We start from the raw sequence: 23,123 nt of genomic DNA on the forward strand, positions 1-23,123 counted from the left end.
GCGCTCGCCCCTCACCCTTACCCTCTCCCCGCTCGCGGGGAGAGGGGGCCGTCAGCGTCGGAACCAAGCCTGGAAAACACGAAAACCTTGCGTGAGCGCCCCCCTCTCCCCGCGTGCGGGGAGAGGGTAAGGGTGAGGGGCGAGCGCCGCCCTTGATCCGTATCACCATCAGCGCATGTTCTCTTCATCATTCGAACTGCTTGGCACGAAGCGCATCTCCGATGTGTCCACCGGATCGACAAGACGCGCATCGAGCACCGCCAGAACGGTTTCAAGCACCTGCTCCCGCTCCTTCAGCACATCGACATTCCAGAAACGCAGCACGGACCATCCTCTTTCGTTCATGAAGCTGTCGCGATGCCGATCCGCATAGCTCCCGGCATGTTGGCTGCCATCGACCTCGACCACAAGCCGCCGCTCCCGGCAGGCGAAATCGGCGAAATACGGCCCCACCGGAAGCTGCCGGACGAACTTGTATCCGTTCAAGCGGCGATTTCTCAATTCCGACCACATCGCTTCTTCGGCGTCGTTGTCGGCCTGCCGCAGGCTGCGCGCCTTCCCGGTCTTGTGGCGATCGGCATTGCGCATGGTGCCCGCCCCTCACCCTTACCCTCTCCCCGCAGGCGGGGAGAGGGAGACATTTGGGTTGGCGCCCTTCATCTCCTCGATCTCGCGCACGGCGCGTTCGCGTAGGCGCTGGTCGCGCACCAGGGCGGCGACGGCCGCGTCGTCGGAACGGTCGGAGTAGCGGAATTCAGAATCGGCGTAACGGTTGATCTCCTGCATCACCATGGCCATGGTGAAGGGCTTGCGGAGCTCGGCGATCATCGCCTTCTTGTCGTCATAGCCCTTGCGCATGAAGGCCTCGGGCGTCTCGAACCATGCGTCCGGCAGTTCGATGTCCATCGCCCGCATCTTGATCGCGTCGGTGATGTTCTTGATCGCCCGGCCGGTAAAGCGCGGCTCGGCCAGCTTGATCTCATGCAGATAGGCACCGATGTCGGCGAGCGTCTTCGGCTCGCCGCGCGAATCCAGGAAGCGCTCGTATACTTTCTGCAAGCCCTCTTCCTGCGGCTTCGAGTGCGCCTCATAGGCCGTCTCCACCGCGCGCTTGATCTCCTGCGTGGCGTAGAGCTGGTGCTTGCCGAGCGGGATGGAATGGTTCTTGCCCGCGAGCAGCACGAAGATGTCGACGTAATCCTCGAGCGTCTGCGGCCCATCGACCAGCCAGCGTGCCCCGGCCCTCTGGCGCAGCGCATCGTCGACGTTTTCGGGATAGTTGGAGAACATGCCGAACGAGCAGTTGCCGCGGATCACGGTGCCGGCGCCGGCAAAACTTTCCATCAGGACGCCCGTCACCTCCTGCTGGCCGGCCGAGGCCCGGTCGTCCGAGCGCTTGGCCGCCACCTGGTCGATATCGTCGATGGTGCCGAAGCCGATCGCCCTCGGGCTCATGACGTTCTCGACGAACTGCTTGCAGTTCTGGCCGGATTTGCCCTGGTAGGAAGAAATCTGGTCGACGCCGAAATTCTCGTAGTGGAAAGGCACGCCCGCCACCTGGCAGTAGTCGTTCAGAAGGCCCGCCGTCATCTGGATGAGGATGGTTTTGCCGGTCCCCGGGGCCCCGTCGCCGATGAAGGTGAACAGAAAGCCGCCCAGTTCTACGAAGGGGTTGAGCTGGCGGTCGAAATCATAGGCCATCAGCATCTTGGCAAGCTTCATGGCCTGGAACTTGGCGATGTGGTTGCCGATGATCTCGTCCGGCTTCTTGAACGTCATCACCAGGGGCTTGCGCTTCTGCCCGGGTGCGACGTCGAAACCGTCGAGCGTGAAATCGTCGGCGTCGAGGCGCATATGGGCATTCTCGAACGCGCCGAGACCGGAGAAGCGGCTCCTGCGCTGCAACAGCCCCTCGATCGCCACCCGCGCCAGGGCGCGGGCGCGGACCGTCATCGCCGCCTCGTCCTGGGCGCCGGCCACGGTGCCGTCGAGCGCCGCGACCACGCTCTTGAGAGCGTCCTGCGGCGTGTCGAAGGCGAAGTCCGGCTCCGGCGTGTCGTTGGCCGGCTCCGCTTCGGCGTCGAGCATCTGCAGAAGATAGGAGGAAAGCGTGAAGGCGGCGACATAGGCCGATGCCTGCAGCAGCCCGTGATAAAGATGCGCCGCATCGCCCTCGAGCGGGCTGCGGGCGTTCCTTTCCTGCAGGCTCTCGAGCTCGGTCGACCGGGCGAAAACGTCGGCGACGGCCAGTGCGACGGCCACGCCGCGCCGCGCGCGATAGAGCAACGCATGCTGGGCGATGGAGAGCATCGGGTCGCCCTGGCGCACCGCCGCAATGGTCTTGGCGAGTTCCACCTCGCGCGTCCGGCGCAAGGCTCCGGTGGACACGGTGGAGACGAAGCGGCGGCCGGTGCCGGCAAGCTCGGTCTTCGAGCGCCCGCCATCGGCTTCCATCACCACGAAGCGCGTAACGAGGCTCTGCGCGGTGGCGCGGTGCTTCTCGATGTCCTTCTCGTCGATGGAGGTCAGGCCGGTGTCCATGAAAGCTCCTCGTGATGCAAAGCTCGAGACTGCCCCTCGGTGGTGCCGGGCGCGGCGCTACACATCGGTGATCACCTTCCCGCCCGAGATCACATGCACGTCGTAGCCGTCGAAGATCTTCTGCGCCTCGCCGGCGGCGTAAAGCGCCTGATAGGCCTCATGGGGCACCAGGGCGTGCTGCTCGTAGGCGCTGACGCCCATGCGCGCCGCCTCCAGATCGTCGGTGTCGATGAAGAATTCGTCACGCGCCGGCTCGCTCGACCACAGGCCGCGGCGGGCCGGGCGCTCCGCCTTGGAATAGACCTCCTGCACGGTCCAGGTGAGGAGCCAGGCGTTGTCCTGGCGGCGCACCTTGGAAAGAACCTCCGAGACCGTGGAATTGTTCTCGGTGATACCCGACGTGTAGAACGGGCCGAGCACGACACGGCGCAACTGCTTGGGGTGCAGCGTGTCGAAATCCTTGTCGAGATTGCTGGCGATGGTCGCCGGCGACAGGGCATAGGCGGAGTTCTTCTCGGTGAAATCATCGAACTGGTGGGCCAGCTCCGGATTGAGCAGGCCGCCCACCGGCAAGCCGATCTCGACCTTGTCGTTGAGCTTGCCGTCACCGGTCACAAGGGCCTTGATCATCGCCGGCGAGGAATCCTCGACCGCCGCCATGTAGACCATGGGCAGGTTCGAAGACCCGTCGAACGCGCCCCAATGGACGAGGTAGTAGGGCCGCTTCGTCTTCGGGTTGACCGAGACGCGAACCGTTTCGGGCAGGATGAAGGGGGAGAAGATCTTTCCCTGCTTGACCTCCTCCAGATAGAGACGCTCTGCCATGGACCGCTGGAGCTCGGCGGGAAAGGCGCGGTGCCGCAAGATGAAGTCGACCATCTCGGCGCGCAATTCATCCGGCGCGGAGATGCCTGCAAGCCGCTGGTCGGCCTGGCGCTTGTCGTTCTCCAGTTCGAGGACGCTTTGGAACACGGGATAGCCGCTCTCGGCGCGCTGGATGCGGAACTTGTCCATGAAGCCCAGCCGGTTGCGCCAGCAGGCGAAGGAGCGCTCGAGCCGGCCGATATAGGGCGCCACCACCTCGGCGACGAGCCCGTGGGTCTGGAAGGGCGAGGCGGAGCGGTCGCCGAAATAGACGCCCAACCCTTCGAGCGCGGCGGCGATGGCCTCGAAATAGCGCGCGGCGGCGTCAGTGGCGGCGGTCATGCAAAAGACCTGTTCTGGGACCCTGGCGCCCGCCCCTCATCCGCCTGCCGGCACCTTCTCCCCGTGAACGGGGAGAAGGAGGATGGTGGCAACGTGGAAGTCCCCCTCTCCCCGCATGCGGGGAAAGGGTGCGGGGCGAGGCCCGGCATTGAGAGTCTGTGCACCGGCACGCCATCACGCCCGCACGTAGTTGGCCGCGTCGTGCTTCTTCATCACCTCTTCGAAGCGGCGGGCGAAGGCATCGTCGGCCAGCTTCTTGCGACGCTGGATATCGGCGGTGGTGACCATGTTCTTCTCGTGCAGTTCGAGCAGGTCCCCGATGTGGCGCTGAGCGGCCGCACCGATGCCGGCCATGGTCTCCTCGGCGGTGTTGTCGACCTTGGAACCCAGCGTGTTGATGCGATGGGCGACATCCTGCTGCGCCGCCGTCTTCAATGAATCCTCCAGCGCCTTGTAGAGAACGATGCGCTGCTCGGTGTCGATGGTAAGCTTGTTGATGAGCGTCGACTGGGCGGCGATCTGGTTGTTGAGCGAATCGACGAAGGTCTGGAACATCGAGGTGTAGCGTTCGAGCGTCTGGCTTTCGGCGAGAAGTTCCTGCTCCTTCGCCTGCGCCTCGTTGTAATCGGTGGCGAGCTTCGAGCGCTCGCCCTCGAGTTGCGTCCGCTCCTTCTGGCTGGTGGAGGCCGCGATCCGGTTCTCGACGTCGAGCAGCATCGGGTTCAGTTCCTCGATCCGCTTCTGCGTCGCCTCGAGATTGCCCATGGCCGCCTTGCGTCGCTCGATCACCTTGGCAAGGCTTGCCTCGGAGGTCTTATAGCGCTCCTCGAGCACCTGCCTCTGATCCTTCAGGATGCCGGTGATGGTGTCGGATTTGGCCAGCAGTTCCTGCAGGTTGCCTGCCAGCGACATGTTGCGCACGCGTTCGGTGCGCATGCGCTGCTTCCGCTGCTTGGAGAAGACGCCGATGAAATTCTCCCAGCCCGTATAGGACTTCATGCTCTCGAACTCCGAGCCGAAGACGTTGGTCGCGTCCTCCAGGCCGATGATCAGGTCGGCGATGTTGGCCTCCATCACCTTCTGCTGCTGCAGCACGTCGGAGATGCGGGCATTCTCGATGTCGAAATCGGCCTGGCCGATCTTCTCGTCGGTGCGGGCGAGCTTGTCGAGAACGGTGCCCGACTGCTCGATCTTGCCGCGCATCTCCTCGACCACCTCGCGGGTCCTGGCGATCTCGGTGTCGAAATTCTGCAACGTGGCCATGGCGATACGCTCCGCGGGTGTCAGGGTCGCGAAAATATATGTGGGCCGGCTGCCGATTGAAAGACGTTACCGGCTTCGACGCACAATTCCTCGAAAGCTGTCGAAGCGCCGCTCTGGCGTCGTTCCTTATGGCGCAAGAGGCTGAAATCACGCCCTGCGAGCCTGATTCCCGCCACCTTGAGAAACCCCTGCTCGATGAGCGGCCCGGCGGCGGCCATGGAGACGGCGGCGGCGCAGGACCCCTCCCGCACGGCCGACAGAACCGCCTCGTTGGAAGGAAAGGCCATCGCGACGACGAGCCGCTCCGGCTCGACGCCCAGCCCCCTCAGCGCAGCTTCGAACGCCGTGCGCGTGCCGGAACCCTCTTCGCGCATGACCCAGGCCGTGCCCTCGGCAAGCTCATGCGGGGCGAGCCAGCGCCCGTCGGCCCAGGGATGGCCGGGCGCGACAACCACCGACAGCACGTCGCGGTCCACTCGGCGAACCGACAGTGCCGGCTCGTCCACCTCGCCCTCCACCAGGCCGACCTCCGCGACGCCTTCCAGCATGGCCTCGGCCACCATGCGCGTGTTGCCGACGGTGAGCGTCAGCGCGATGCCGGGAAAGCGCTCGTGAAAGCGCATCATCACCGGCGGCAGCCAGTAGCTGGCGATGGTCTGGCTGGCATGGATGCTCAGCGCGCCGCGCCTCAGGCCACCGAGTTCCGACAGCATCGTCTCCGCCGAGCGCACGCGCGACAGCGTCGCCCGAGCCTCGCCGAGAAAGACCCTGCCGACCGCCGTCAGCTCGATGCGGCGGCCGACACGGTGGAAAAGCTCGACGCCGTAATAGCTTTCCAGCGCCCGGATGGCCGAGCTGACCGCCGACGGCGTGCGGCCCACCGCGGCGGCGGCGCGGGTCAGATGTTCGCGTTCGGCGACGGCGACGAAGATCTGCAATTGTTCGAAAGTCATAGCATTCGTTCGATTTGATCTAACGATCCATGCCATAATATTCGATTGAAGTCGACAAATCCGCATGCGACCAGTGAAGCCTCACCGTTTCGGCAGGATCATGCAGTCGCTTCGCCACCCTCTCTCGCTTCTTCCGGGCGTTCTCCTCTCCGCGGCCGTTGCGGCGCTGGCGCTGGCCTTCGCCTGGGTCGAGCGCGCCTGGCTCGGGGAAGCCTGGCTCGAAGGGCTGGTGCTGGCGATCCTCCTCGGCGCGGCGGCGAGCGCCTTCGCACGAAAGGTGCCGGCATTCGCAGCCGGCGTCGACTTCTGCGCCAGGACCGTGCTGGAGATCGCCATCGTCCTGCTCGGCGCCTCGATCAGCATCAGTGCGCTCGGACAGGCCGGCCTGGCGCTCGTCGGAGGCATCGTCGCCGTCGTGGCGATCTCGCTGGCATCCGGCTATGCGATCAGCCGCGCGCTCGGCCTGTCGCCACGCCTTGCGACTCTGGTGGCCTGCGGCAACTCGATCTGCGGCAACTCGGCGATCGCCGCGGCGGCCCCGGTGATCAAGGCGGAATCGTCCGAGATCGCCGCCTCCCTCTCCTTCACAGCCTTCCTCAGCATTCTGGCCGTGCTTCTGCTGCCCGTCCTCTATGCGGCCTTCGGCATGAGCGCCGTTCAGTCCGGGATCTTCGCCGGCCTCACCGTCTACGCGGTCCCGCAGGTGCTCGCCGCGGCGGCGCCGGCCGGCCCTGTCGGCATCCAGATCGGCACGCTGGTCAAGCTGGTGCGCGTGCTGATGCTCGGACCGGTGATCTTCCTGCTCGGCCTGGTGCACGGCCGCCGCGCGGGCAGCCGCATGCCGCTGCGCCAGATGATCCCGTGGTTCATTGCCGGTTTCGTCGCGATGATGGCGCTGCGCTCCCTCGCCCTGATCCCGCAGACGGTCCTGCCGGCCGTGGAAACGGCATCCGGCCTTCTGACCATCGTCGCCATGGCCGCCCTCGGCCTGACGGTGGACATGCGCAGCGTGATGAAGAGCGGCGTCCGCATCGTGCTCGCCGCCCTGCTCTCGCTCGGCGTGCTCAGCCTCGTCAGCTTTGGACTGATCGCCATGCTCGGCGTTGCGTGAAGCCGCTCACTCGGCGCCGCGCGAGCTCCCGGCGAAACCGACCAGATCTTCGGCCCGCCAGCGGCCCATTTCTTCCTCCCAGTGCCTCCGGCAGAGGGATACATAGACTTCCTTGCCGATCGCGACCTGCGCGCCGGTTCTGGCCACCTTGCCGTCGGGACCGAGACGGACGACCATCGTCGCCTTGCGGCCGCAGCGGCAGATGGTGCGCACCTCGCGCAATTCGTCGGCAAGGGCGAGGAGCGCCTGCGAGCCGGAAAACAGATTGCCCTGGAAATCGGTCCTGAGGCCGTAGCACATGACCGGAATGCCGAGCCGGTCGGCAACGCGCGCCAACTGCCAGACCTGCTCCTCCTCCAGAAACTGCGCCTCGTCGACGAACACGCAGTGAATGGTGGTGTGCGCATGGTGCTCGGCGATGCGGGCATAAAGGTCGTCGCCGTCGCGGAACATCTCCGCATCCGCTTCCAGCCCGATGCGCGAGGAGATGTAGCCGGCATCTTCCTTGCGGTAATGGCCGGCGACGAACAGCATCGTCGTCATGCCGCGCTCACGATAATTGTAGGAAGCCTGCAGGAGCATGGTCGTCTTGCCGGCGTTCATCGTCGCGTAATGGAAATAGAGTTTGGCCATCGCCCGTCGCCCGTCCGTTTCGCTCCATAAACAACAGTCGCCCCGGCAAGGGAACGGTGCGGCAAACGTCATCCACGGGAATGCGTCGCAGATGGCGCCGCATATGGCGCAGAAGGACAATCCTTTCCGCTTGCGGCAGCCCCGAAATGGTGCTTGCCTTTGAACAAATGAGCAAAGCCGGTTAAGACCGCGCTGCGCCGCACAACAACCACAGAGGAGAGGAACCCATGTTACCCAGCCGCATGACGGCAATCGTTCTTGGACTTGCCGCGAGCTGCACGGCAGGCACGGCCCTCGCCGCGGATCCGGATTCGTGCAAATCCGTGACCTTCTCCGACGTCGGTTGGACCGACATAACCGCCACCACCGCCACCGCCACGGTGGTGCTCGAGGGGCTGGGCTACGAGCCGGAAACGCAGGTGCTTTCCGTGCCGGTCACCTACGCCTCCCTGAAAAACAAGGACATCGACGTTTTCCTCGGCAACTGGATGCCGACCATGGAAGCCGATATCGCGCCCTATCGCGAGAACGGCACGGTGGAGACGCTGGTGACCAATCTGGAAGGCGCGAAATACACGCTCGCCGTGCCCCAGTACACCTACGATGCGGGCCTGAAGAGCTTTGCCGACATCGCCAAGTTCGCCGACAAGCTGGACGGCAAGATCTACGGGATCGAGCCCGGCAATGACGGCAACCGCCTGATCCTCGACATGATCGAGCAGAACCAGTTCGACCTGAAGGGCTTCGAGCTTGTGGAAAGCTCCGAAGCCGGCATGCTCTCGCAGGTGCGTCGCGCCGTCGGCGCGAAGAAGGACGTGGTGTTCCTCGGCTGGGAGCCGCACCCGATGAACGCCAACATCGACATGGCGTATCTGGAAGGCGGCGATGACGTGTTCGGCCCCGATTATGGCGGCGCGACCGTCCACACCAACACCCGCGCGGGCCTCTCCACCGATTGTCCCAATCTCGGCAAGCTGTTCAAGAACATGGTCTTCTCCCTGCAAATGGAGAACGAGATCATGGGCAGGATCCTCGATGACGGCGAGGATCCGCAGAAGGCGGCAAGCGGGTGGCTGAAGGCCAATCCCGATGCGCTCGGCCCCTGGCTCGAGGGCGTGACGACCATGGCGGGCGAGCCTGGGCTCGACGCCGTGAAAGCGCATCTGGGCCTGTAACCCTCCTCCGCGGGCGCTCGGCCGTCGACGGTCGGGCCGCCCCTGCCGGCGCCTTCCTCTTCTCCTCGTCCGGCGCGGTGCCGGTCGGAAATTCCCGGGCACTGCCGGCCCGATCCGAACCGCATAAGAAGAAATCCCAGACAAGGAACCGACCTCGCCCATGGACCCGCTCTCCGAATGGATCGCAGACTGGAAGATTCCCATCGGCCGATGGGGACGTGACTTCTTCGACTTCCTGACCACCAATTTCGCCTGGCTGTTCGACACGCTCGCATCCGTCCTGGCCGACATACTCGACGGCCTGGTTGACCTGCTGCTGGCGGTGCCGCCGATCCTGCTGGTGCTGGCGGTCGCCGCCATCGCCTACGGCCTGCAGCGCTCCTGGAAGCTGGCGCTTGCCGTGGCGCTCGGCCTGCTGTTCATCATCAACCAGGGGCTCTGGAAAGAGACCATCGAAACGCTCGTGCTGGTCGTGGCGGCAGCCGCCGTCTCGATGGCGATCGGCGTGCCGGTCGGCATCTGGGCGGCGCACAACCAGCGGGTCTACCAGTTCCTGCGGCCGATCCTCGACCTGATGCAGACCCTGCCGACCTTCGTCTACCTGATCCCCGTGCTGATCCTCTTTGGGCTGGGAGCGGCTCCCGGCCTGATCGTCACGGTGATCTTCGCCGCACCGGCGCCGATCCGCCTCACCTATCTCGGCATCACCTCGGTGCCGCAGCCGATGCTGGAGGCCGGCCAGGCCTTCGGCGCCACCAAGGGGCAATTGTTGTGGAAGGTGGAACTGCCGGCCGCCCTCCCCTCGATCATGGCCGGGCTCACCCAGTGCATCATGCTGTCGCTGTCGATGGTCGTCATCGCCGCATTGATCGGCGCCGACGGGCTCGGCAAGCCCGTGGTGCGCGCGTTGAACTCGGTCAACATACCGCTCGGCCTGGAGGCCGGCCTTGCCATCGTGGTTCTGGCGATCATCCTAGACCGCATCGCCCGCATCGAGAGAGGGAGCGACCGATGACGGCGGCGATCGATTTCCAGGCGGTCGACATCCTGTTCGGCACAGAGCGGCAGAAGGCCGACGCGCTGCCCCTGGTGGATGCCGGGAAAAGCCGCGCCGAGATCCTCTCCGAGACCGGAGCCGTGCTCGGCTGTGCGGGCTGCGACCTGACCGTCGAGCGCGGCGAGATCTCCGTGCTGATGGGTCTGTCGGGCTCGGGCAAGTCGACGCTGCTGCGCGCCGTCAACCGTCTCAACACGGTGGCGCGCGGCCATGTCGTCGTGCATGACGGCGACTGGCAGGCCGATGTGGTGACCTGCTCGCAGACGGAGTTGCGCAAGATCCGCCGCGAATGCGTGGCGATGGTGTTCCAGCAATTCGCTCTGCTGCCATGGCGCACCGTGGCGGAAAATGTCGGCTTCGGGCTGGAGCTCGCCGGCGTTCCCGCCAAGGAGCGGCAGGAACGCGTCATGGCGCAGCTCGAGCTGGTGCACCTGACGGACTGGGCCGGCAAATATGCCCACGAGCTTTCCGGCGGCATGCAGCAGCGCGTCGGCCTTGCCCGTGCCTTCGCGACGCAAGCGCCGATCCTGCTGATGGACGAGCCCTTCTCGGCGCTCGATCCCCTGATCCGCACCAAACTGCAGGATGAGCTCCTCGAACTTCAGGAGCGCCTGAAGAAAACCATCCTGTTCGTCAGCCACGACCTCGAGGAAGCGCTGAAGATCGGCAACCGCATCTCCATCATGGAGGGCGGGCGCATCGTGCAGACCGGCGCTCCGGAGGACATCGTCCTGAGACCGGAAAACGACTATGTGCGCGACTTCATCGCCAATGTGAATCCGCTCTCGGTGCTGACGGCCTGGAACGTGATGCGCGACGTGCGCGACCTTGAAGCCGCCGGCGAAGGCTGGCTGTGGCTCGACCGCCGGCAGACGACGCGCTTCAAGTTCGACGAGAACATGCTGGTGGTGGACGCCGAACGCAACGGCGAGCCTGCGATCTGGGTCTCCTGCGACAACATTGAGCGCCTGCCGGAGGACCGGCCCAAGGTCTATTGGGCAAGCGCCGGCACACCACTGAAGACAGTGATGCAGGCGATGCACCAGTCGAAGACGGCGCCGGTGGCGCTGTTCGACGAGGCCTCGCGCTTCGTCGGATCGATCGGCATCCGCGACGTGCTGCGGGCGGTGATCAGGCGGTAGGCGGGAGCGAGCGCTCCTCATCCGCCTGCCGGCACCTTCTCCCCGCCTGCGGGGAGAAGGAGGATGGTTGCGACGTCGAAGACTCCCTCTCCCCGCAAGCGGGGAGAGGGTGAGGGGCGAGTTCCACCCCCACCTTCCCCCGCCCAAAATCCGTCGCTACTGTGCCGGCGATAAAACCTGAGGAGATGTATCCATGAATCCATCCGGCATTGTTGCGATCGTCACCGGTGGCGGCTCGGGGCTCGGGGAAGCCACGGCGCGTGCGCTTGCGGCCAGAGGCGCGAAGGTGGCGCTTGCCGATGTCGGCATGGAACGGGCCGAGAAGGTGGGCACGGAGATTGGCGGTATCGCCGTCAGATGCGACGTCACCAGCGCCGAGGACGGCGAGAACGCCGTCGCCACGACTACGGCCAAGCTCGGTGCTCCGCGCATCCTCGTCAACTGCGCCGGCATCGCCATCGCCATGAAGACGGTTGGCAAGGACGGGCCGCATCCGCTCGACCTCTACCGCAAGGTGATCGAGATCAACCTGATCGGCTCCTTCAACATGATCCGCCTCTTCGCCGCGCAGGCACAGGAGCTGGAGCCGCTCGACGGCGGCGAGCGCGGCGTGATCATCAATACGGCGTCCGTCGCCGCTTTCGACGGCCAGATCGGCCAGGCCGCCTACTCCTCGTCGAAAGGCGGCATCGTCGGCATGACGCTGCCCATCGCCCGCGACCTGTCGCGCGCCGGCATCCGCGTCTGCACCATCGCGCCCGGTATCTTCAAGACGCCGATGATGGCCGGCCTGCCGGAAGAGGCGCAGGCCTCGCTCGGCCAGCAGGTGCCCTTCCCGCCCCGGCTCGGCGAGCCGTCGGAATATGCGAGCCTTGCCTGCCACATCGTCGAGAACCAGATGCTGAACGGCGAGACGATCCGCCTCGACGGCGCCATCCGCATGGCGCCGAAATAGGCCTCGATGAACGGCGCGCGCAAAGGACCGCTGAGCGGCCTCGCCGTCATCGAGATGGCGGGGCTCGGGCCGGTACCGCTCGCCGGCCTCATGCTCGGCGAAATGGGCGCCGAGGTGCTGCGCATCGAACGCAAGGATGCGCGCCGCGCCTTCCTGAACGTGCCGCCGCAATACGATCTCGACCGGCATGGCCGGAACATCCTCAAGCTCGACCTCAAGCACGAGGAGGGGTGCGCTGCGCTTCTGAGGCTGGTCGAGGGCGCCGACGTGCTGATCGAGGGCTTCCGCCCCGGCGTGATGGAGCGGCTGGGCGCCGGGCCTGAGGTTGCGCTGGCGCGCAACCCGCGCCTCGTCTACGGGCGCATGACCGGCTTCGGTCAGGACGGCCCGCTTGCCGCCCGCGCCGGCCACGACCTCACCTATCTCGCTTATAGCGGCATCCTGTCGATGATCGGTCGCAAGGGCGAGCCGCCCGTACCGCCGCTCAACCTCGTCGGCGACTACGGCGGCGGCACGATGTTCCTGGTCGCCGGCGTGCTGGCCGCCCTTGTCGAGCGGGCTGGGTCGGGCAAGGGGCAGGTGGTGGATGCGGCGATGGTCGATGGCGCCTCAATGCTCGCAGCGCCCTTCTTCGGCTTCTCCGCCACCGGCTTCTGGCGCCAGGAACGCGGCGCGAACCTGCTCGACGGCGGCGCCCCCTTCTACGACGCCTATGAGGCGGCCGACGGGGGCCACGTCGCCATCGCCTGCCTGGAGCCGCAGTTCTTCGCCGAATTCGCCCGCCTCCTGCCGCTCGATGCGTCGCTCGCCGGGGCGCAGTATGATGAGGCCCGCTGGCCCGAGATGCGCAAGGCCATCGCCGCGCGCATCAGGCAGAAGCCACGCGATGCATGGGCGGCGCTGTTCGAGGAGACCGATGCCTGCGTCGCCCCGGTCCTTTCGCCCGATGAGGCGGCAGGGCACCCGCACAACCGGGCACGCGGCACCCACTCCACCAAAGCCGGCTTCCTGCGCCCGGAACCCGCGCCGCGCTTTTCCCGCACGCCGGGCGAAAGGGCCGCCCCGGCGCGGCCGGCAGGATCGCTCGCCCGCTTCGGCATCGACGACGACGAACGACGCAGACTTGCGGCGGCCGGCATCATCGGCGATGGAGACGCTTCGAAAGATTGAGGCGGATATGAGCGAGAAAAAGAAAGACGTCCTCCTGGAAACCGACGCCGAGGCGATCCGCCTGGCGAAGACGCTGCTGCGCGCGGCGCGTTTCGGCGCGCTGGCGACCATCGATCCGGACGACGGGGCGCCCTTCGCGACGCGCGTCGCCACGGCGACGGATCTGGACGGCGCGCCGCTGATCCTCGTTTCCGGCCTTTCCGCCCACACCAGGGGGCTGGAGGCGGAAGGACGCTGCTCGCTGCTGCTCGGCGAACCCGGCAAGGGCGATCCGCTGGCGCATCCCCGCCTGTCGCTGAAGGCCACCGCCCGCAAGCTGGAGCGCGGCAGCGACGAGCAGGCGCGCGCCGAGCGCCGCTATCTCGCCCGGCATCCCAAGGCGCAGCTCTATATCGGCTTTCCCGACTTCGCGCTCTACCGGCTGGAGCCGCAGGCGGCGCTCCTCAACGGCGGTTTCGCCCGCGCCTACCGGCTGACCCGCGCCGAGCTCCTGAGCGGAGGAGACGCACTCGCTGCCCTGGCGGACAGCGAAGCCGGCGCCCTGAAGCACATGAACAGCGACCACGCCGACGCGGTGGAGAACTATGCCCGCCACTTTGCCCGCGCCGGCGCCGGCAAGTGGCGGCTTACCGGCATCGATCCGGACGGCATCGACCTGGCGCTGGGCGACGAAACGCGGCGCATATTCTTTGCCGAGCCGCTGAAGGACGGGGCCGCGATGCGCCCCACCCTCGTCGCCATGGCCAAGGAAGCACGTGCCGGGCTTGCGGAATGAACTCCGCCCTGATCCGCATCGACGATCCCGACGACCCGCGCATCGCCGCCTATCGAGACATCCGCGAGCGCGACCTCGTCGGCCGGCAGGGCCGCTTCGTCGCCGAGGGGCGCGTCGTGCTCAACGTGCTGTTCTCGACAAGCCGCTTCACGGCCGAAAGCGTGTTTCTGCGCGAGAACCGCGTTGCCGGCCTTGCCGACCTGCTCGCCAGCGTTCCTGCAGCGGTTCCGATCTATGTCGCAAGCGGCGCGGTGATGGACCGGATCGCCGGGTTCGAGATGCATCGCGGTGTGCTCGCCATCGGCCGCAAGCCGCAGACGGATGGCGGCGACCTGCTCGACGCCCTGCCTCGCGAGGCGCTGGTGGTGGCGCTGTCCGGCATCGCCAACCACGACAATATGGGCTCGATCTTCCGCAATGCGGCCTCCTTCGGCGCCGCCGCCGTTTTGCTGACCGGCGACTGCTGCGATCCGCTCTACCGCAAGGCGATCCGCGTCTCGGTGGGCGCGGCCCTGAAGGTGCCGTTCGCGCGCTTTGCCGAGGCGGACGGGCTGGCCGAGGCGCTCGAGGCGCGGAGCTTCTCGCTGCTGGCACTCAGCCCGCGCGGGCTGCGGGACATTGCCGAGGTGCGCCGCGCCGACCGGCAGGCGCTGTTCCTCGGCAGCGAGGGGCATGGCCTTTCAGCGGAGCTGATGCAGCGCCTGCCGACGGCACGGATTTCCATGATGGAGGATTTCGACAGCCTCAACGTGGCTGCCGCCTCCGCCATCGCCCTGCACAGGCTGTGGCGCGCGCCGGATAGGAGCATTTTGCAGTCAGGTGGAATCACCTGACGACCGCACAGATGCAGAAAAACAAAGAGACGGAACGGGAACAACGTTTCATGAAACGATGAACCGGTTCAGGTCGGAACGGGAAAGCCGCTCGCCGCCTATCTTGCGGCCGCCTCGCGCAAGGCCCGCACGCGGTCGGCAAGGCTGGCGGGCTGCTCGTCGCCCGAGGCGCTCTGTGCGCCCGAAAGCGCGGCGTCGATGGGCGAGCCCTCGCCCTCGAGCGCGGCTGTCAGGCTGAGCACCTCGGCAGCCAGCGTGCCGATCTGCTCGCGCAGCCGGGCATCCGTACCGGCATCGGCAGCCTCCTCGCCCGAAGCCGCCTGGCGGCTGCCGGCCGCCGACAATTCCGCCCGCAGCTTCTTGTTCTCCTTGAGGAGCTTCGACAGGCGCGTTTGCAGCTTCTCGCGCTCGGCAGCGAAGCTGTCCGCGGCCGGGGACGGCCCGCCCTCGCCGCCGGACATGAGGCTGCGCAGCTGCAGCGACTTGTCGGCCAGTTCCGTCGCCAGCCGATCGCGCTCCTCCTCCGCCTCCCGCAGCCGGAGCGAGGCCTGTGCCGACAGGCTCGCCTCGCTCGCCTGGCGGATCTCGGCGCGCAGGCGGGCAATCTCGCCTTCGCGGCGTTCCAGCTTTTCCTCGCGGTCGGAAAGCACGGTCATCTGCGCCTCCAGCTTTCTCTTGAGATCGGCATTGCGCTTCTGCTCCTCCTTCAGGGCGGTCTCGGTCTGCCTGTGCGCGGCGACTGCACCACGCATCCCGCTCACCGCTTCCTTGCGTTGGTCGCGCAGAACGCTCAGGTCGTCTTCCAGCTTGCGCACGTCGGTTTCACGCGCCGCGAGCTCGACCTGCCGGCTGCTCGCCGAAATGCGCTCCTCCTCGTGCATCTCCTCGAGCTGCGCGATCGCAGCCGCCCGCGTGTCGAGCTCGGCCTGGGCGGCCTGAAGCCGGTCGGAAAGATCTCCAATGGCCTTGGCCGCTTCCGCGAGTTCCGCTTCCTGGCCGGCGGTTTCCTGCTGCAGGCGGGCGATCGCCTCGTCCTGATCGGCCCGCCCCTGCGCAAGATCGGCGGCCTCGTTGCTGAGCCGCCCGATCTCGGCAAGCTGCCTGGATGCCTTCCGGTTGAGCGCCTCGATGTTCATCTCCAGCCGCCGCGCCGCCATCGCGTGACCGGCCCGCAAGCGGTCTTTCTCGGCTTCCAGCTCGTTGATGGACAGCGGCATCGAGGCCTCGATGCGCCGGGTGGTCAGAAAGACCGCACGACGCCACAGCACCGGCGCGGCCAGAAGCGCCAGGAAGCCTGCCGTGAAAAAACCGAACAGAAAAACGAGTACCGTCTCGATCACCGCGAAAACCTGTTCCAGCGCAAACCAGTCAGGGCCGGCGCATCCGTGCCCACCCCTGCGTCACGCAAAAAAACGCGTCCGTCAAGCGATCGCCGGCGCGGCCTGTCGAGCAGGGGCCGGTTGCGCCCCCTGCTCCGGCGGTCAGAACGGGTTCCAGGTCGCCTGGGGCGTCAGCTTGAGATAGCCGATATTGACGCCGAGGCGCGCGCCGACGCCGGTGCGGATCGGCACCAGGACCATATCGCCGTTCTTCAGCGCGTTGAAGCCGAGGCCGGCCACCAGATAGGCCGAGCCCGCGACACCGGCGAAGCGTCTGTAGAGACCGTCGACCGAGTTCAGGTTGTAGACCAGGATCATCACGCGCGAGCCCTGCCCGCCATAGTCCCAGCCGAAGGACGGCCCCTGCCAGAAGACTTTGTGGTCGCCGGCATTCTTCGTGTAAAGCATGCCCTCGCCATAGGTCAGGCCGCCGATGAAGGCGCCCGAGCCCTCTTCGCCGAGGACATAACCGTTCGGCAGCCCGTAGGACGAAAAGATCTTCTCGACGACCGTTGCCAGGCCGCCGGTCGTCGCGCCGAAGAAATTGTGCCCGGCATCGACGATCTCCTGCGCAGTGTAGCCGGTGTTGGCCCGCGCCGCCGGAGCGGACAACAGACCGCCAAGAACGATCATCATCGCGAAAAGAGCCTGGACGAGCCGTGCGCTGTGGGAAACTCTGGAAGACATCAATCAAACTCCGTCGTGGGTGGCATTCCGGCAGTCGCCGACATCGCTTCCGCCGCGCCGCAACAAGCCACGTTCAGCTAAAAATAGGCCGCGAATCTTTTCCAAATATTAACCTCGACAGCAAAGATGGCCTGTCGATGGCGGCAGGTTGCGTGGCTGCCGTTTCCCACCGGCAAATCGCCGGAAAAGCCGCGGGCGCGACAGGCTGTTGCCGCACCTGTCCGGCCTGTGTAACCAGAAACGGTGCGTTCCAGGATCTGATTCGCCCGGAGAGTGGGAACCGGTTCGTCGGACCGGGATCACAAGACCGGCAGCACGGCCGGGATCGCCGCCTCAGTCGGGATCAGGGTCTCACAGGCTTCAACATCTGGAGGACAGACGACATGCCGGAACTTCTTTCCCTGAGCGCGCCGGATCTTGCCGCTCTCCTGTGCAGCCGCGTGTGTCACGACATCATCTCGCCGGTCGGCGCCATCAACAACGGGCTGGAGCTGCTCGACGAAGGGGGAGCCGACGAGGACGCGATGAACCTCATCCGCGCCAGCGCGGTGAACGCCTCCGCGCGGCTGCAGTTCGCCCGCATCGCCTTCGGCGCCGCCGGCTCCGCCGGGATGCAGATCGATACGGGCGATGCGCAGTCGGTGGCCACCGCCTTCATCAACAACGAGAAACCCGAGCTCGAATGGATCGGCGGGCGCGCGCTGCTACCGAAGAACCAGGTCAAGCTGCTGCTCAACCTGCTGCTCGTCGCCAATGCGGCGATCCCGCGCGGCGGCCGGCTGCGCGTCTTGCTGGAAGCGCTCGAGACCAATCCGGTCTTCACGATCACCGCCCAGGGGCCGATGCTGCGCGTGCCGCCGAAATTCCTCGAACTGCATTCCGGCAACCGCCCGGAAGAGCCGATCGACGCCCACAGCGTGCAGTTCTACTACACGCTGCTCCTGGCCAGGGAGACGGGCATGAAGATCAACATCAGGGCGACGGCGGACGAGATCATCCTGAGCGCTGCCCAGTGATCCGCGGAAGAAACCGCAGGTAAGGCAAATTTTACCAAAAGTCTTTTCGGTGAATTTACCAGCGCCGCGCCATAGTCCCGACTATCGGCCGGAAAGCCGGTGAGGCATGGTGCATCGGCTGCTTTCGAAAAAGGCGGGTGCGCCGGTTCAGTGAATTGCGCGGCACCGCAGCGGTCGAAGGGGAGTGAAGATGGCTCGTTGCCTCATCATCGATGATTCGAGCGTGATCCGCAAAGTCGCAAAGCGCATCCTGTCGAGCGCCGGCATGATGGTGACCGAGGCCGCCACGGGTGAGGAAGCGATCGCCCTGTCGGCCCACGAGATGGCCGACATCATCATCCTCGACAGCTCCCTGCCGGACATGGAATCCAGCGCCCTGGTGCGCGAGCTGATGGCGCTGCCGGCCGATTTCAAGCCGCACATCCTCCTGTGCCTCAGCGCGCTGGACCTCGGCGCCATCATGCGCGCCAAGCGGGCCGGCGCGAAGGGCTACATGCTCAAACCGTTCACGCGCACGCAGCTTCTGGAGCATTTCCGCGAGTTCCGCTTCGCCGCCTGAGGCGCCGGCGACAGCCGGACACGCCGCTTCCGGACACGAAAAACCCGGCCGCAAGGCCGGGTCTGGATCGGCGGAAAGAGGTGGAATCCGATCAGGCGCTTTCGCGGATTTCCTCGGGTTCGCGCAGCACATAGCCGCGGCCCCAGACGGTTTCGATGAAATTCTGTCCGCCCGATGCGGCATCCAGCTTCTTGCGAAGCTTGCAGATGAACACGTCGATGATCTTCAGTTCCGGCTCATCCATGCCGCCATAGAGATGGTTGAGGAACATCTCCTTGGTGAGCGTGGTGCCCTTGCGCAGCGAGAGCAGCTCGAGCATCTGGTATTCCTTGCCCGTCAGATGCACGCGCTGGCCGGCGACCTCGACCGTCTTGGCGTCGAGATTGACGATCAGCTCACCGGTGGTGATCACCGACTGGGCATGCCCCTTCGAGCGGCGCACGATGGCGTGGATGCGGGCAACCAGCTCGTCCTTGTGGAAAGGCTTGGTCATATAGTCGTCGGCGCCGAAGCCGAGGCCGCGTACCTTGTCCTCGATGCCGGCCATGCCGGACAGGATGAGGATCGGCGTCTTGACCTTGGAGAGGCGCAGCGTCCTCAAGACCTCGTAGCCCGACATGTCGGGCAGGTTGAGATCGAGCAGGATGATATCGTAGTCGTAGAGCTTGCCGAGATCGACGCCCTCCTCTCCGAGGTCCGTCGTATAGACGTTGAAGCTCTCCGATTTGAGCATCAGCTCGATGCTCTGTGCGGTCGCACTGTCGTCTTCAATCAGCAAAACGCGCATGTCATTCCCCTTTCCGCCGCCGAACCGGCCTGGCAGGCATCCGGCACCGGAGCAGTGATTGCCTGAATCGGAGGCTGCCAGCTAATGGTTAACAAAATCTAATTCCCCCTGGCAAGCACCACCTACACCTTTTAGATTCTTTGCCCACCCAGTTGAATCCAATAATGAATCATTCACCAGCATAAATGTCCGTCCGCATGAGCAATCAGCGCTAAGCGACTCCTGAACAAACCAATTCGACGCTTTTCGAAGCACAATCTTTACCGTGCCTTAAGCGATCGCCCGTATGATTAACAATGCCCGTAAACGAATGGTTACCGAGGCCGCCGAATCTTAGGAATTTGTTTTCCAAAAGCGGTCCGGCAGGCGGAAAGCGGGTCGAGCGTTGAAGGGGTTGTGCAAACGCCGGTCGGCGTTGGTCTGCGTATTCTGGGAGTATCGATGATGAAACCGCGTGAAAATCTCGTTCGGCTGAAGCAGTTTCAGGTCAATGAGAAACGCCGGCGCATGGCCCAGTTGGACGCGATGGTCGCCGAATTCGACCGTATGGCCGGCGAGTTGGAGGCGCAGATCATGTCGGAGGAGGCCAAGGCCGGCATCACCGATCTCAATCATTTCGCCTATCCGACCTTCGCCAAGGCGGCCCGGCTGCGCCGCGACAACCTGCGCAACTCGCAGGCCGAGCTCACGCAACAGCGCGAAAGCGCGCAGGCCGAACTTACCGAGGCGGAAGCCGAACTGGCCAAGGCGGAGGCCCTGGAAAACCGCGACGGCCGGAACCGCACGGACACCGTCGCCACCCGCGCGATGACCGGCTGAGCGCATCGGCCCTACCCTGCACCACGACCGGAGACGACCGGGCCGCGGATCCTGAAGGATCTGTGGCCTTTTTCTTTGTCCATCGAAGAAACCGGCCATGGAGCAGCGGGGACAACGAGAAGAGGCCCGGCGGAAACCGTCCGGGCCTCTTCTCGTTTATGCGTCGGTCGTGCCGGCGCCGGGGCCGGAACGCGAGCCGTCAGTGACGATATTGCTGAATGCGCGTGGTGCGCAGGCCGGCGAGGCCGTGATCGTCGATCGAAGCCTGCCAGGACAGGAATTCCTCGACCGTCAGCCTGTAGCGCTGACACGCTTCCTCGAGACTGAGGAGACCACCGCGAACGGCCGCCACCACCTCCGCCTTGCGGCGGATCACCCACCGGCGCGTGTTTGACGGCGGCAAATCCGCTATCGTCAACGGGCTCCCATCCGGCCCGATGACATATTTTACGCGCGGTCGAACCATTTCGGTCATCGTACTCTCTACCTGAAACCAAGACCCGTGGAACAAAGTAGTGTGCCGGCTTTAAAATTTGCCTAAGCACATGGTAAGCATAAAGTAACGGACATGAATCCCGCGTTAGGGATTTGCCGCGCATTTGCTTCAAAACAGAACAATTTCCATTGCAAAGCCAAGCGCAGCAAGGCCTCCGGAAACGTTAACGCCGGCGCGCGGGGAATGGTGGCGATTGCTCCTGCCTTGACCTATATTCGCCGCATTGGCATGTGACCGACCATCGCACAGACAAAGAAGACAGAACTCATGAACAGCCTTGACCTGCCCGGACGCCCGCAGGATTGCCGCATCGTGGTGGCGATGTCGGGCGGCGTCGATTCCTCCGTGGTCGCCGGCATCCTGGCGAAGGAGGGCTATGACGTGGTCGGTGTCACGCTGCAGCTTTACGATCACGGCGAGGCGGCGCACCGGCCGGGCTCCTGCTGCGCGGGCCAGGACATCGACGATGCGCGCCGCGTGGCCGAAACGCTCGGCATCCCCCATTACGTGCTGAACTACGAGCAGCGCTTCCGCGAGGCGGTGATCGACCCCTTCGCGCAGAGCTATGTGGCGGGCGAGACGCCGATCCCGTGCGTCTCCTGCAACCAGACCGTCAAGTTCGCCGATCTCCTGGAGACGGCGCGCGAACTGGGCGCCGACGCGCTCGCCACCGGCCACTACATCCGCAGCCGCGCCAACGGCGCCCACCGCGCCCTGCTGCGCCCGGTGGATGCCGACCGCGACCAGAGCTATTTCCTGTTTGCCACCACGCAGGAGCAGATCGACTATCTGCGCTTCCCGCTCGGCGGGCTTTCGAAGCCGCAGGTGCGCGCCATCGCCGAGCAGATGGGCCTCAGCGTCGCCGCCAAGCAGGACAGCCAGGACATCTGCTTCGTGCCGCGCGGAAAATACTCCGACATCATCGGCAAGCTGAAGCCGGAGGCGGCGACACCGGGCGACATCGTGCATCTGGACGGGCGCCTGCTCGGCCGGCACGAGGGCGTGCTGCATTACACGATCGGCCAGCGCCGCGGCATCGGCGTGGCGACTGGCGAGCCGCTCTACGTGGTGCATCTCGACGCCGAGCGCGCCCGCGTCATCGTCGGCCCGCGCGAGGCGCTGGAGACCCACAGGGTCTATCTGCGGCAGGTGAACTGGCTGGGCGACGGGCCGATCGCCGATCTGCCGCGCGCCGGCCTCGAGGTGTTCGCCAAGGTGCGTTCGACCCGGCCGCCGCGGCCGGCCGTGCTGCACCACCAGGACGGCGCCACCTGGGTGGAGCTGACCGAGGGCGAGGCCGGCGTGGCGCCGGGCCAGGCCTGCGTTCTCTATTCGGACGAGGGCAACGAGGCGCGCGTGCTGGGCGGCGGCTTCATCGAGCGCTCCGAGCGGGGCGTGGAGGCGGAAGCCCAGCTCTCGCGCCTGGCGGCGATCGCCGCCGAAAGGGCCTGATCCTCAAGCGCTTCGCGCGCCGGCCCGCATCTTTCGGCAAATCGGACGATCAGCCGTGGGTGACCGAGCCGGCGGTGAGGATGCGCAGCACCTCGATCGCTTCTTCGCCGGTCGTGCGCGGGGCCTCGCGCGTTCCGATGCAATGGATGAAGTGCTCGAGCTCGCGCGTCAGGGGCATCCCCTCCTCCACCTCCACATAGGTGGGCTCGTTGGTGGTGAAGGCCCAGTGGCCGCTGTCCTGCCAGACGGCGTGGCGATAGACGGCCAGCTTGCGCGACCAGGGCTCCACATCGTCGAACACCGCCATCGCCTTGTCGCCGACGACGGTCAGGCGGCGCTCGCGGTAGGGGTTGAGGCGCGAGGTGAAAAGGTGGCTTCTCAGCCCGCCGGGAAACAGCATGTGCAGATGTGCGAAATCGCTCAGATGGTCGAGAAGAGCGGCCCCCTCGCCGCGCACCTCGACCGGCGCCGCACCGGTGATGGCGAGGATCATCGACAAATCGTGCGGGGCAAGGTCCCACAGCGCGTCGTTCTCGGTGTGGAACTTGCCGAGCCCGAGGCGGTGCGAATGGATGTAGCGCACCTCGCCGAGGTCGCCCTGGTCGATCAGCGCCTTGAGCTTCTCGAAGGCCGGGTGGAAGCGCAGCACATGGCCCACCATGATGACGCGCTTGTGCTGGCGGGCGGCGGCCACCGCCCGCTCCGCGTCGGCGACCGTCAGCGCGATGGGCTTTTCGACCAGCACGTCCTTGCCCGCCTCTACGGCGCGGATCGCATATTCGGCATGAAACTGCGGCGGCAGGGCAAGGACGAGGGCGTCGATGTCCTTGTTGTCGAAAAGGGCCTCGGGGGCGATCGCCGCGCAATCGTGCTCGCTGGCAAAACCTTCCGCGCGCGCCTCGTTGGCGTCCGATACGGCTGCGAGTGCGCCCAGGGACTTGAGGGTTCGGATATGGTTGGAGCCCCAATAGCCACATCCCAGGACTGCAATACGCGGTTTCATAAAATCCTTCGCCTGAAAGTCTGGCGCAGCAAACACATACAGGCGCCGCCCCCGCGACTCAACCCTTTCGCCCGTCAGATCGACACTCCTTTAAGGGATAAAGGCGGGCAA

23 protein-coding genes are annotated in these 23,123 nt (G+C 65.7%); 12 read left to right on the plus strand and 11 right to left on the minus strand.

Annotated elements, in window-relative coordinates; all coding sequences use genetic code 11:
* Positions 1 to 168: 168 nt before the first annotated feature.
* The 5 genes from NUU27_RS10480 to NUU27_RS10500 form a co-directional block, all read right to left on the minus strand.
* Entirely contained in the window at positions 169 to 588 is a 420-nt protein-coding gene (locus NUU27_RS10480; protein ID WP_257762047.1) for an endonuclease domain-containing protein, read from the minus strand.
* Between the two features lie 18 nt (positions 589 to 606).
* A complete protein-coding gene (locus tag NUU27_RS10485) occupies positions 607 to 2,541 on the minus strand; it encodes an AAA family ATPase (protein WP_257762048.1) in 1,935 nt (644 codons plus the stop codon).
* Positions 2,542 to 2,598: 57 nt separating this feature from the next.
* Positions 2,599 to 3,747: a hypothetical protein gene (locus tag NUU27_RS10490; protein ID WP_257762049.1), complete on the minus strand. Its 1,149-nt coding sequence runs from the start codon at positions 3,745 to 3,747 to the stop codon at positions 2,599 to 2,601.
* Between the two features lie 174 nt (positions 3,748 to 3,921).
* Positions 3,922 to 5,010 carry a hypothetical protein gene (locus tag NUU27_RS10495; RefSeq protein WP_257762050.1) on the minus strand — a complete coding sequence of 363 codons (1,089 nt, stop codon included), beginning with the start codon at positions 5,008 to 5,010 and terminating at the stop codon, positions 3,922 to 3,924.
* A 20-nt stretch (positions 5,011 to 5,030) separates the two neighbouring features.
* Positions 5,031 to 5,963, minus strand: coding sequence for a LysR substrate-binding domain-containing protein (locus NUU27_RS10500; RefSeq protein WP_257762051.1), 933 nt, complete (start codon positions 5,961 to 5,963; stop codon positions 5,031 to 5,033).
* A 100-nt stretch (positions 5,964 to 6,063) separates the two neighbouring features.
* Here NUU27_RS10500 and NUU27_RS10505 point away from each other — a divergent pair, with 100 nt between their 5' ends.
* The gene (locus NUU27_RS10505; protein ID WP_257762052.1) at positions 6,064 to 7,074 is read left to right on the plus strand and encodes a YeiH family protein; all 1,011 of its coding nucleotides are present in this window, start codon (positions 6,064 to 6,066) and stop codon (positions 7,072 to 7,074) included.
* 6 nt (positions 7,075 to 7,080) lie between these two features.
* Here NUU27_RS10505 and NUU27_RS10510 read toward each other — a convergent pair whose 3' ends face one another.
* Positions 7,081 to 7,707, minus strand: a complete 627-nt coding sequence (locus NUU27_RS10510) for a thymidine kinase (RefSeq protein WP_257762053.1) — start codon at positions 7,705 to 7,707, stop codon at positions 7,081 to 7,083.
* Between the two features lie 227 nt (positions 7,708 to 7,934).
* On the opposite strand from NUU27_RS10510, the gene NUU27_RS10515 reads away from it, so the two are divergent.
* The 7 genes from NUU27_RS10515 to NUU27_RS10545 all read left to right on the plus strand — a co-directional run bounded on the left by NUU27_RS10515 (position 7,935) and on the right by NUU27_RS10545 (position 14,814).
* The gene (locus tag NUU27_RS10515; RefSeq protein WP_257762054.1) at positions 7,935 to 8,882 is read left to right on the plus strand and encodes a choline ABC transporter substrate-binding protein; all 948 of its coding nucleotides are present in this window, start codon (positions 7,935 to 7,937) and stop codon (positions 8,880 to 8,882) included.
* A gap of 160 nt (positions 8,883 to 9,042) precedes the next feature.
* Positions 9,043 to 9,897: a choline ABC transporter permease subunit gene (choW, locus tag NUU27_RS10520; RefSeq protein ID WP_257762055.1), complete on the plus strand. Its 855-nt coding sequence runs from the start codon at positions 9,043 to 9,045 to the stop codon at positions 9,895 to 9,897.
* Entirely contained in the window at positions 9,894 to 11,081 is a 1,188-nt protein-coding gene (choV, locus tag NUU27_RS10525; RefSeq protein ID WP_257762056.1) for a choline ABC transporter ATP-binding protein, read from the plus strand. The genes choW and choV overlap by 4 nt, the downstream gene beginning before the upstream one ends.
* Positions 11,082 to 11,274: 193 nt before the next feature.
* Positions 11,275 to 12,036, plus strand: a complete 762-nt coding sequence (locus NUU27_RS10530) for a 3-hydroxyacyl-CoA dehydrogenase (RefSeq protein ID WP_257762057.1) — start codon at positions 11,275 to 11,277, stop codon at positions 12,034 to 12,036.
* 6 nt (positions 12,037 to 12,042) lie between these two features.
* A complete protein-coding gene (locus tag NUU27_RS10535) occupies positions 12,043 to 13,206 on the plus strand; it encodes a CaiB/BaiF CoA-transferase family protein (protein ID WP_257762058.1) in 1,164 nt (387 codons plus the stop codon).
* 7 nt (positions 13,207 to 13,213) lie between these two features.
* On the plus strand, positions 13,214 to 13,981 hold the full coding sequence (locus NUU27_RS10540; RefSeq protein WP_257762059.1) for a HugZ family protein: 768 nt from the start codon (positions 13,214 to 13,216) through the stop codon (positions 13,979 to 13,981).
* Positions 13,978 to 14,814, plus strand: a complete 837-nt coding sequence (locus NUU27_RS10545) for an RNA methyltransferase (RefSeq protein WP_257762060.1) — start codon at positions 13,978 to 13,980, stop codon at positions 14,812 to 14,814. Before NUU27_RS10540 ends, NUU27_RS10545 begins: the two co-directional genes overlap by 4 nt.
* 98 nt (positions 14,815 to 14,912) lie before the next feature.
* Here the strand turns inward: NUU27_RS10545 and NUU27_RS10550 are convergent, their stop codons facing one another.
* Positions 14,913 to 16,154 (minus strand): hypothetical protein, encoded by a 1,242-nt coding sequence (locus NUU27_RS10550; protein ID WP_257762061.1) that lies wholly within the window; start codon positions 16,152 to 16,154, stop codon positions 14,913 to 14,915.
* A gap of 141 nt (positions 16,155 to 16,295) precedes the next feature.
* The gene (locus tag NUU27_RS10555) at positions 16,296 to 16,880 is read right to left on the minus strand and encodes a DUF1134 domain-containing protein (protein WP_374566388.1); all 585 of its coding nucleotides are present in this window, start codon (positions 16,878 to 16,880) and stop codon (positions 16,296 to 16,298) included.
* Between the two features lie 383 nt (positions 16,881 to 17,263).
* On the opposite strand from NUU27_RS10555, the gene chpT reads away from it, so the two are divergent.
* Positions 17,264 to 17,896, plus strand: a complete 633-nt coding sequence (gene chpT / locus NUU27_RS10560; RefSeq protein WP_257762062.1) for a histidine phosphotransferase ChpT — start codon at positions 17,264 to 17,266, stop codon at positions 17,894 to 17,896.
* A gap of 190 nt (positions 17,897 to 18,086) precedes the next feature.
* Complete coding sequence (locus NUU27_RS10565; RefSeq protein ID WP_257762063.1) at positions 18,087 to 18,455, plus strand: PleD family two-component system response regulator; 369 nt, start codon at positions 18,087 to 18,089, stop codon at positions 18,453 to 18,455.
* A 91-nt stretch (positions 18,456 to 18,546) separates the two neighbouring features.
* On the opposite strand, the gene ctrA is transcribed toward NUU27_RS10565, so the two are convergent.
* Positions 18,547 to 19,242: a response regulator transcription factor CtrA gene (gene ctrA, locus NUU27_RS10570; protein ID WP_008598602.1), complete on the minus strand. Its 696-nt coding sequence runs from the start codon at positions 19,240 to 19,242 to the stop codon at positions 18,547 to 18,549.
* A 444-nt stretch (positions 19,243 to 19,686) separates the two neighbouring features.
* Between ctrA and NUU27_RS10575 the strand changes: the two genes are divergently transcribed.
* Positions 19,687 to 20,061: a flagellar export protein FliJ gene (locus tag NUU27_RS10575; protein WP_257762064.1), complete on the plus strand. Its 375-nt coding sequence runs from the start codon at positions 19,687 to 19,689 to the stop codon at positions 20,059 to 20,061.
* 199 nt (positions 20,062 to 20,260) lie between these two features.
* Here NUU27_RS10575 and NUU27_RS10580 read toward each other — a convergent pair whose 3' ends face one another.
* Positions 20,261 to 20,536, minus strand: coding sequence for a DUF1153 domain-containing protein (locus NUU27_RS10580; protein WP_007009631.1), 276 nt, complete (start codon positions 20,534 to 20,536; stop codon positions 20,261 to 20,263).
* Between the two features lie 288 nt (positions 20,537 to 20,824).
* Between NUU27_RS10580 and mnmA the strand changes: the two genes are divergently transcribed.
* Positions 20,825 to 22,009, plus strand: coding sequence for a tRNA 2-thiouridine(34) synthase MnmA (mnmA, locus tag NUU27_RS10585; RefSeq protein ID WP_257762065.1), 1,185 nt, complete (start codon positions 20,825 to 20,827; stop codon positions 22,007 to 22,009).
* A 49-nt stretch (positions 22,010 to 22,058) separates the two neighbouring features.
* Here the strand turns inward: mnmA and NUU27_RS10590 are convergent, their stop codons facing one another.
* The gene (locus NUU27_RS10590; protein WP_257762066.1) at positions 22,059 to 23,012 is read right to left on the minus strand and encodes a Gfo/Idh/MocA family protein; all 954 of its coding nucleotides are present in this window, start codon (positions 23,010 to 23,012) and stop codon (positions 22,059 to 22,061) included.
* Positions 23,013 to 23,123: the final 111 nt, after the last annotated feature.

The sequence above is a fragment of the Nitratireductor sp. ZSWI3 genome (assembly GCF_024655565.1).
Classification (GTDB): Bacteria; Pseudomonadota; Alphaproteobacteria; order Rhizobiales; family Rhizobiaceae; genus Nitratireductor.

Bases quoted from the DNA above. Each gene is read 5' to 3' on its own strand.
- NUU27_RS10480 (WP_257762047.1), bottom strand. From the start codon at position 588: ATGCGCAATGCCGATCGCCACAAGACCGGGAAGGCGCGCAGCCTGCGG.
- NUU27_RS10485 (WP_257762048.1), bottom strand. From the start codon at position 2,541: ATGGACACCGGCCTGACCTCCATCGACGAGAAGGACATCGAGAAGCAC.
- NUU27_RS10490 (WP_257762049.1), bottom strand. From the start codon at position 3,747: ATGACCGCCGCCACTGACGCCGCCGCGCGCTATTTCGAGGCCATCGCC.
- NUU27_RS10495 (WP_257762050.1), bottom strand. From the start codon at position 5,010: ATGGCCACGTTGCAGAATTTCGACACCGAGATCGCCAGGACCCGCGAG.
- NUU27_RS10500 (WP_257762051.1), bottom strand. From the start codon at position 5,963: ATGACTTTCGAACAATTGCAGATCTTCGTCGCCGTCGCCGAACGCGAA.
- NUU27_RS10505 (WP_257762052.1), top strand. From the start codon at position 6,064: ATGCAGTCGCTTCGCCACCCTCTCTCGCTTCTTCCGGGCGTTCTCCTC.
- NUU27_RS10510 (WP_257762053.1), bottom strand. From the start codon at position 7,707: ATGGCCAAACTCTATTTCCATTACGCGACGATGAACGCCGGCAAGACG.
- NUU27_RS10515 (WP_257762054.1), top strand. From the start codon at position 7,935: ATGTTACCCAGCCGCATGACGGCAATCGTTCTTGGACTTGCCGCGAGC.
- choW (WP_257762055.1), top strand. From the start codon at position 9,043: ATGGACCCGCTCTCCGAATGGATCGCAGACTGGAAGATTCCCATCGGC.
- choV (WP_257762056.1), top strand. From the start codon at position 9,894: ATGACGGCGGCGATCGATTTCCAGGCGGTCGACATCCTGTTCGGCACA.
- NUU27_RS10530 (WP_257762057.1), top strand. From the start codon at position 11,275: ATGAATCCATCCGGCATTGTTGCGATCGTCACCGGTGGCGGCTCGGGG.
- NUU27_RS10535 (WP_257762058.1), top strand. From the start codon at position 12,043: ATGAACGGCGCGCGCAAAGGACCGCTGAGCGGCCTCGCCGTCATCGAG.
- NUU27_RS10540 (WP_257762059.1), top strand. From the start codon at position 13,214: ATGAGCGAGAAAAAGAAAGACGTCCTCCTGGAAACCGACGCCGAGGCG.
- NUU27_RS10545 (WP_257762060.1), top strand. From the start codon at position 13,978: ATGAACTCCGCCCTGATCCGCATCGACGATCCCGACGACCCGCGCATC.
- NUU27_RS10555 (WP_374566388.1), bottom strand. From the start codon at position 16,880: ATGTCTTCCAGAGTTTCCCACAGCGCACGGCTCGTCCAGGCTCTTTTC.
- chpT (WP_257762062.1), top strand. From the start codon at position 17,264: ATGCCGGAACTTCTTTCCCTGAGCGCGCCGGATCTTGCCGCTCTCCTG.
- NUU27_RS10565 (WP_257762063.1), top strand. From the start codon at position 18,087: ATGGCTCGTTGCCTCATCATCGATGATTCGAGCGTGATCCGCAAAGTC.
- ctrA (WP_008598602.1), bottom strand. From the start codon at position 19,242: ATGCGCGTTTTGCTGATTGAAGACGACAGTGCGACCGCACAGAGCATC.
- NUU27_RS10575 (WP_257762064.1), top strand. From the start codon at position 19,687: ATGAAACCGCGTGAAAATCTCGTTCGGCTGAAGCAGTTTCAGGTCAAT.
- NUU27_RS10580 (WP_007009631.1), bottom strand. From the start codon at position 20,536: ATGACCGAAATGGTTCGACCGCGCGTAAAATATGTCATCGGGCCGGAT.
- mnmA (WP_257762065.1), top strand. From the start codon at position 20,825: ATGAACAGCCTTGACCTGCCCGGACGCCCGCAGGATTGCCGCATCGTG.
- NUU27_RS10590 (WP_257762066.1), bottom strand. From the start codon at position 23,012: ATGAAACCGCGTATTGCAGTCCTGGGATGTGGCTATTGGGGCTCCAAC.